Origin of the sequence: Alysiella crassa DSM 2578, from assembly GCF_000745955.1 — a bacterium.
Classification (GTDB): Bacteria; Pseudomonadota; Gammaproteobacteria; order Burkholderiales; family Neisseriaceae; genus Simonsiella; species Simonsiella crassa.
On sequence record NZ_JQKH01000090.1, the window covers coordinates 1 to 8,712 of the forward strand.

General features: G+C 44.9%; 5 protein-coding genes and 1 rRNA gene. 3 read left to right on the top strand and 3 right to left on the bottom strand.

Annotation, left to right across the window (positions count from 1 at the left end; translation table 11 throughout):
- The 3 genes from Q338_RS14885 to Q338_RS10820 all read left to right on the top strand — a co-directional run.
- The coding region (locus Q338_RS14885) for an autotransporter domain-containing protein (protein WP_034295287.1) at positions 1–2,208 on the top strand (2,208 nt) is incomplete at its 5' end.
- Positions 2,209–2,401: 193 nt separating this feature from the next.
- Positions 2,402–3,238, top strand: coding sequence for a sulfate ABC transporter permease subunit CysW (gene cysW, locus Q338_RS10815; RefSeq protein ID WP_034295289.1), 837 nt, complete (start codon positions 2,402–2,404; stop codon positions 3,236–3,238).
- A 127-nt stretch (positions 3,239–3,365) separates the two neighbouring features.
- Positions 3,366–4,442 (top strand): sulfate/molybdate ABC transporter ATP-binding protein, encoded by a 1,077-nt coding sequence (locus tag Q338_RS10820; RefSeq protein WP_034295290.1) that lies wholly within the window; start codon positions 3,366–3,368, stop codon positions 4,440–4,442.
- Positions 4,443–4,507: 65 nt separating this feature from the next.
- Here the strand turns inward: Q338_RS10820 and Q338_RS10825 are convergent, their stop codons facing one another.
- From Q338_RS10825 to rrf, 3 genes are all read right to left on the bottom strand, one after another.
- Positions 4,508–5,998 carry a surface lipoprotein assembly modifier gene (locus tag Q338_RS10825; RefSeq protein WP_034295292.1) on the bottom strand — a complete coding sequence of 497 codons (1,491 nt, stop codon included), beginning with the start codon at positions 5,996–5,998 and terminating at the stop codon, positions 4,508–4,510.
- A gap of 193 nt (positions 5,999–6,191) precedes the next feature.
- A complete protein-coding gene (locus Q338_RS15060) occupies positions 6,192–7,901 on the bottom strand; it encodes a HupA family protein (RefSeq protein WP_051968617.1) in 1,710 nt (569 codons plus the stop codon).
- Positions 7,902–8,413: 512 nt separating this feature from the next.
- Positions 8,414–8,526, bottom strand: a 5S ribosomal RNA gene (gene rrf, locus Q338_RS10835).
- Between the last annotated feature and the right edge of the window lie 186 nt (positions 8,527–8,712).

An 8,712-nucleotide genomic window follows, 5' to 3' on the forward strand; every position in this document is an offset into this window, starting at 1 on the left:
CAAAAATCGGCTGAAACCGCACGCGCAGAAGCAGAGAAATCTTTACAGGCTGCCTTAACAGCAAAAACGGAAGCGGAAAACGCGAAAAATCAGGCGCAAACCGATTTGGCAAATGCAGTTCGTGAAAAAGAATTGGCGGAAGAAGCCTTGAAAGTAGCACAAGCCAATGGCAACCAAGACATTACGAATTTGCAAAACCAATTGGCTCAAGCCAATCAAGCTGTTAAAGACAAAGAAGCGGAATTAGCGCAAGCACAAACCGCTCAACAAGCTGCTGAAACCGCAAAACAACAAGCTGAAACACAACGCGACAATGCTTTGGCAAGCGCACAAACGGCTGAACAGGCAAAAAATACGGCAGAAGCTGCGTTAAACGATATGCGTAAGCAATTGGCGCAAGCGCAAGCGGATAAACAAGCGGCTGATTTGGCTAAACAAAATGCGGAAGCGGAAAAACATGCCGCCGAGTTAGCAAAACAGCAAGCACAAGCCGCGCAACAACGCGCTGAAGCAGAAACGCAACGTCAAGCGCAGGCTGCCGCTCAAGCGGAAACGGCGAAGCAAGCGGCTGAATTGCAAGCAAAAAATGTTCAACAAGCACAGGCTTTGGCAGAGCAAGCGAAGCAAGTTGCGGAAAACGCCAAACAAGCCGCCGAGCAAGCACAAGCCACCGCCGAAGCCGCCAATCAGCGTTTGCAGGCTGCCGCGAATGCAGACGCGCAAACCATCGCACAGGCGAAAACAGATTTGGCGAATGCGCAACAAGTTGCCAATGAAAAAACACAGGCTTTGTTAAACGCGCAGCAGGATTTGAGTGCGAAACAGGCGCAAGTTCAGCAAGCGCAGCAACAAGCGGCGTTGGCGGAACAGCAACGTGCGCAAGAAATGCGTTTGCGTGAACAGGCGCAGGCTGCTCAAGCGGCGGCGGAACAGGCGCAACAAGCGGCTGAACAAGCACGTGTGGCGGCTGTGGCGGCGCAAAATCGTTCGGAAGCGGAAAAACAGGCTGCGGAAGCGAAATTGGCTCAAGCAGAGCAATTGGCTAAAGAAAAAACGGCTGAAGTGGCTCAATTGGAAGCTCAACGTGCTGAATTGTCTAAACAATTGGCAAGTTCTTTGGCACAAGCGCAGGATTTGGCTACGAATTTGGCGAAAGCGCAGGCTGACGCAGCTTTGGCGGACGCAAAAGCGAAAGAGGAAGAGGCGAAGCGTTTGGCGGCGGAAGCGGAACGTCAGCGTTTGGCGCAAGAAGCCGCAGCGAAACAAGCGGCTGAAGCGGCGGCGCAGGCTGCCAAGCAGAAACAAGCTGATGTGATTAGCCGTTACGCGAATGCGGCATTGTCGGAAGTGGCGGCGCAAGCGCACCAAATGCAGCGTGTGGGTCAGCGCATTGACGAGCGTTTGCGTGGTTTGAATGGGCAAAATTCGGGCATTTGGGCGCAAACGGATACGGAAAAGAGCAAGCATTCGTCTGACCAATATCGTGGTTTTGAACAAGACAGTCAATTGACACAGTTTGGTGTGGACCAAACTTTGGACACGGCAAACGGTAAAATCACGGTGGGCGGTGCGTTGAATCATTTGCGTTATACGGCGGATTATGCGGACGGTTTCTCGGGCAAAGGTCATGGCACCAGTGGCACGGTTTATGGTAAATGGCAGGCTGAAAGTGGTTTGGCGTTGCATGGTGATGTGTCGTATGGTCGCACCAGCAGCGAGTTGAAACAGCAAAATCAGCCGCAATCTGATGTGAAACGCCATATTGCCAGTGCAGGTGTAGGTGTGGTGAAAGATTGGGACGTGGGCGGTGTGGAATTACAAGCTCATGCAGGTGCGCGTTATCATCATTTGGGCGAGGCGGATTACGCGATTGTGGCGGAAGATGGTCGTGCGGTGCAGGTTCAACAAGAAAGCACGGGCATTGTGTCCTATCAAACTGGCGCAAATGTGGGTAAAACCATTGAAACGGCGAGTGGCTTGAAAGTTCGCCCGAGCTTGGGTTTGGCATACCGCGACAGCAATAGCCGTGCCGATGTGAAAATCAATGACCAAGTTTTAACGCAAAAATTTGCGGCGGAATGGGAAAGCCAAGCAGGAATTGCTTTCTCTAAAAATAACTGGGAAGTGAGCGTGAAAGCAAATTATGCTAAAGGCAGCGAGACAGGTTATCGCAAATCGGCGTTTATTGGTTTGAGCCGTAAATGGTAATATTTTGATTTATTTTAATTTATGTTAAAAATAGGCAGCCTGAAAGGTTTTCAGGCTGCCTTTATTTTTGTGTGTGATAGATGAATATGCTTATACAAAATTCGCATTTAGATTATGCCTAACTTGTTTTTTGGTTTTAATTGAAGCAGCTTATAATCAACGCCTTGAAAATTCATTAGATTGGACAAAAAACATGGACACCGCTCGCACCAACCCCTTATTAAGCGAACCAGCTTGGTTGCGTTGGGGATTGATTTTATTGGCATTGTTGTTTTTGGGTGTGATGTTGGTGCTGCCTTTGTTTGCCGTGTTTTGGTACGCGCTGGAACAGGGCTGGCAAACCTACATCGCCGCGCTGACCGAACACGAAGCCCTACACGCCATCAAAATGACGTTGTGGATAGCCACGATTGTCGTGCCGATTAACACGGTTTTGGGCGTGGCGATGGCGTGGCTGCTGACGCGCTTTGAGTTTCGCGGCAAACAAATTTTGACCACGCTGTTGGATTTGCCGTTTTCCGTGTCGCCTGTGGTGGCGGGTTTGATGTTTGTCCTGCTGTTTGGGGCGCACAGCACAATGGGCGCGTGGTTGGAATCGCACAATATTCAGATTATTTTTGCCGTCCCCGGTATGGTGTTGGCGACTTTATTTGTAACATTTCCCTTTGTTGCCCGAGAGTTAATCCCACTCATGCAAGCGCAAGGCAGCAGCGAAGAACAGGCAGCCTTAATTTTGGGCGCGAATGCGTGGCAGATGTTTTGGCGCGTAACCCTGCCGAACATCAAATGGGCATTGCTCTACGGCATGATTTTGACCAACGCTCGGGCAATGGGCGAATTTGGTGCGGTCAGCATGGTGTCGGGACACATACGCGGGCAAACCAATACCGTGCCTTTGCAAGTGGAAATTTTGTACAACGAATACCAGTTTACGGCGGCATTTGCCTTGTCCAGTTTGTTGGCGATGTTGGCTTTGCTGACGCTGTTGGTGCAGAATGGTTTGACTTGGTTGCAGGCGCGGAAGAAATAAAATGTAGGGTGCGTACCACGCACCAAATTGTTGAATATTCGGAAAATTTGGTGCGTGATACGCACCCTACACAATCGCACAAACTCATTTTCAGGCAGCCTGAAAATAAAAAACACGGAAAATAAAAATGTCTATCCAAATCAAAAATCTAAATAAATCTTTCGGCGATTTCCACGCTTTGCACGACATCAATTTGAACGTCCCCACGGGCAGCCTGACCGCCTTGCTGGGCCCGAGCGGTTGCGGCAAAACCACGCTGTTGCGGATTATCGCAGGCTTGGAAAATGCCGACAACGGCGAAATTTGGCTGGAAAATCAAGAAGTCAGCCAACGCCACGTCCGCGAACGCAAAGTCGGTTTCATGTTTCAACATTACGCGCTGTTTCGGCACATGAATGTGGCGGACAATATTGCGTTTGGTTTGACCGTGTTGCCACGTTCGCAGCGTCCGAGCAAAGATGAAATTCAGCATAAAGTCAATGAGTTGCTGAAATTGGTGCAGTTGCCGCATTTGGCGAAATCGTATCCGAGCCAATTATCGGGCGGACAACGCCAACGCATTGCCTTGGCGCGCGCTTTGGCGACCCAGCCGAAATTATTGCTTTTAGATGAACCCTTTGGCGCGTTGGACGCGAAAGTCCGCAAAGAATTGCGCGCGTGGTTGCGCGACATTCATCATGAATTGAACATTACCAGCGTGTTGGTTACGCACGACCAAGAGGAAGCCCTTGAAATGGCTGATGAAATTGTCGTGATGAATCACGGTAAAATTGAGCAAATCGGTTCTGGCGCGGCATTGTACGAAAATCCGCAAAGCGTTTTTGTAACCGAGTTTTTGGGCGAAGTGAATGTTTTGCAAGGTGAAATCTTTTCAGGCAGCCTGAAAATTGGCGATTATCAGGAAACACGCGAATCCGCGTCCAATCAACCGCAAGTGCGCGTTTATGTGCGACCGCACGAGTGGCAAATTAGCCGCGAGCCTGTGGACAACGCGATTGGGCAAGCGGAAATTGTGAGCCAGCACATTTGGGGCGCGACCGTGCGTTTGGCGGTGGCGAGTCCGCATAGCGAACAGCCTGTGCAGATTGTGGTTTCGCCGCACGAACAGCGCGTGGCGCAATGGCAAGTGGGCGAAAAATTGTGGTACAAACCCACGCAAACGCAGGTTTTCAGGCTGCCTGAAATGGTGGAATATGTGATTTGATGATGAAAAATGGGCGGATAGAATTATCCGCCCTTTTGCTAAATGAACATTGATTTATATTTCAATTAAAAGCTCTTATCCAATTCAATAAAAGTCATATGTTTATCATAACTGAAAATATCGATATTACTCTTACGTTTATAATAGTTCCAAGATAAACGTGGGGTAATGCCCTTATAATGCACCGCTTTATGCCAAAGTGAGACATTTGTATTCCACTCTTTGTCTTTACGACGCACATTAAAGAATGGGGCTTCGTATTTACGTTCATTTAAACCAACACTAGAACGGGTTACAAAACCCTTCGCCCACTCTTGCCCCCAATACACACGCCCACCATAACGTTTATACGACTCCGTTTTGGCACCTGCATCAAAGCGCGACACATTCATTGCAGCACCAAAATATTGTTTCGGGCTACGATAATAGGTGGCACCAAAACCCGAACTATGACTTTTACCGCCATGACGTTTGTCAATCGCATCATCAACATAATTATCACGCGAAAAAGTGTACGATGCCGATTGCTTCCATTTAGGCGACACCCACACATCTGCCGCCACCGATGTGCCAAATGTATTGGTGTACGCGCTTAATTTACTAGAAGCGTCTTTTCCACCTGCTTTAAACCGCTTCACAATATAAGGGGACACACGCACATTCACTTTGGCATCTGCATAACCATAGCTCACCCCCCCATAAGTGCTTAATTCATTAAAGCCTTTGTTATCCCAATAATATTTCATATCTGCGCTGCCGTCCAAACTAATATATTGCCCTTTGGGTAAGCTCCATTGTTTAGAAGCATTCACATTGAAATTAAAACCTGTGCCTTGTTCGGGCGGATTATCTTGTCGCAACACAGCCGTTGTATTGGGAATGTGGAAAGTGGTACCCACTTTGGCTTGGTCAGTTAAATTTTTATCATGTAAAAAAGTCGCACCCAAACTAAAATTCCATTTATTTTTGCGTGCAATGGCATTCAGATAATCATCAATCACTTGCACATCTTGCTGTGTGAGGCTGGACGAAGCGCGTAATTTTTGAAACTGCCCTTCTGCCGCATCGTATTCCTGATTGGCAAACAATAAAGTTGCCAATTGATAGCGAATAAATTGATTATCAGGAAATTTCCCTGTCAAAATACGGTATTCATAAATCGCACGGCGCAAATTGGTTTGGGCGTGCGACATGGCAATCGCCCACTCAATCAGGGAATCATCGCGATAAATGCGTTGTTGTTTATATAAATCAACCAAATGCGCCACTTGTTTGCGCTGACCTTGCGCCAAATACACGGCGAGCAGTTTTTCTAATTTTTCAGGCTGCCTTAACAATTCGGCATCGCTCAAACCCCATTCGGGCTTTTCCACATGACCAATTTGTTGGGTACGGAGCAAATCATCTTGAGAGGGCTGGGTTTCTTGTTTTTGTTGAAGCTGGTCTCGTTCGCGCTCTAGGGTGTTGCTTTGGCTGTTGATGGCATCGTTGGCAAACGCCGCGCCAGCCATCGCAAACATCACAGCTGAGCAAAGCAGTGATTTGAGTGTTTTCATCAATCATTCCTTTTGTATTGGGCAATCAGACAATCAAATGGGTAAATAAACTGGGTTTCAGGCTGCCTGAAAAATCCTGCAATTCACTTACTCATTCCATTCTAATAACAAAGCTTGATACAAACGCAATCCATTTCAGATAAATAAATTACGCTGTATCAAGCTATCTTTAGTAAACCTATAATTGAATCAATTATGGCTGACCATTATTGTTACTACCACCGAATGGGTTGCTAGGTTTTTCCTTAATAGGAGATGTATTAGGCTTAGGAGGTTCAATATCACGGCTAGCACCAAATACCGCTAACCATTCACCCGTACCTTTTTCTGTAGAAGCAACTGTACCGCCCATTTCTTTTGCGTTTGCACCGTACAATGTTGCACCAAACAGACCAGAACGGAATTTATCACCTACTTCTTTTGTAAGGTTAGTCGCTGTACCAGCGATATTGCCATTATCAGCCAATTTGCCGTTAAATTCTACTAACTTCACATTTTTCACACCATTGTTTTCGGTTTCAGCACTAGAATACCAACGGTTAAACAAGTTGCCATCCACATTACCGTTACCCAAATTAACGTTAGCTGTAACATGCGTACCACTAATCAAGCCAACAGAACCACCTACAGCAGTTGGTACACGCAAGTTATTACCATACCAATTGCTATCAATACCATGTGTAACCGCATGACCATTATATGTTAATGTTGCATTAGGATTATCTGCTTTCAATTTAGCCAACTCTTGAGCAGAGGTATTTCCGACACCACGATAGAAGAAGTTATCTTCAGTGCCCTTATTGCCTTTTTCACCATAAGAACCGATTAAAGTGTCAGTTAAACCTAATTTCAACCCTTCTTTCAAGTCTGTAATTTTAACACCATTCAAAGCGCTGGTTACACGCCCATATTGAACATGCTTCAATTCTTCTTTTTGGAATGGTGCATTGACTTTACCATCTTGTTTAAAATCAGAAGCCTTTGTACTACCATATGCCGTATCATTAGCGTTGGTACGCGCACCATAAACTTCTGCTACTGTACCCTTAGTATCGCGAGTATGGTAAATTTGATTATTAGATGTGTCAGAAGCTTTATTGTCTGCTTTCTCTAATAACTTCCCGCCTTGCTCATCTACCACTTTATTTTTGTAGTTTTCAGTATAGTTTTGACGCTTATCTTGATATACATAAGCTGTACCTGGGTTTCCACCACCTTGACTGGTACGAGTTACACTAACACCTGCTTTAGTCCCATCTGTACGTGCTGAACCATTGGTTGTAACCCCTTTTGTACCAGCTGTAGCTAAATAAATATTGTTTAAAGTAGCTTTGCCAGTTGTTGCATCAGCACCACCTTTGTTACCACGGAAGTCAAAATCTTCAAGGTAAACAATTTTACCATTTTTCTTTGGTTTACCATTTTCACGCTCTTCCGCTACAACAATAGTATCTAGACTTGGGAATGGATTTTGTACCTGCATGCCTTCTGGTGTATCAGAAATGGTTTCTGTTTTACTACTAGAATTTGTAATTAAATCAGATTCATTCTTAACAATGGTTTTGAAACCAACGAAAGAATGCTCATGTGTCGCGGGTGCAGATGTCAATTCTTGGTGATTATCTGTTTTATCAGTGCTTGTGCCACCAGCAGTCGTACCACCTGTACCCGTGCCACCAGCAGTCGTACCACCTGTACCTGTGCTACCAGCAGTCGTACCACCTGTATTTGTGCTACCAGCAGTCGTACCACCTGTATTTGTGCTAGGTGCGGTTGTTGTAGAAGGAGTTGTGCTAGCGGTGCTACCCGTAGTTGGTTTGCTATCACCACCGCTACTACCACAAGCAGACAATGCTAAAGCTGCTAATACGCTTAAAGTGATTTGAGTTACTTTAGTGTTCATAACTGTTTCCTTTTTGTGAAGGTGTAATTTAAAAAGGCTATACACATCCATATAGCAATTTATATTTTCAATTGCAAATAAAATGTTTGTGTACAGGCTCATTTTTAGATATTTACTTCTGATTGTCAAGGAATATTTGTTTTTCCATTGTGTTTTATCAAGATTTGTCAAATTATGTTGTTTTTTGTGTAAAAATTGGGAAATGAGGGTTTTCAGATAAACATAGATAATAGCAACTACCGTAGTATAAAATTACACGTTCTAGACGTACTAAATGCTTCATTCTTGTTTGATTATGTAAAGTGTAAGAGTAGCAGTTTTGCCGCATTCATTCAAGAGCAGAATTAAATTTATTAGAATTTTATTGCGTTTATCTCTATAAATAGTATTTTCAATAAAATTAAATTCCATTTATTTTAATATTTAACGCATATTATTTTAAATAATTTCATGCCTCCGCAAAATAAAACCCCAGACTACTGTTTCTAGTAGACTGGGGTTTTGTGTAAATAGTTTGGCGATGACCTACTTTCGCATACGATTGTATACTATCATCGGCGCTGGAATGTTTCACTGTCCTGTTCGGGAAGGGAAGGAGTGGAGCCAAACCGCTATGGTCGCCAAACGTAAAGGGGAACAAACTGGGAAGCCGATTTTAAACAAAGGTTTTGGTTTGTTTGTGTTGATTTTGTATTTTTTGGTGATGACTGAGTCATCAGTAAGCTTATTTCATTTTATATTTACTTTGATTTCAGTTTATTTCGATTTCAGTTTATTTCTGTTTTCAAAGTTCTTCAAATGATAGAGTCAA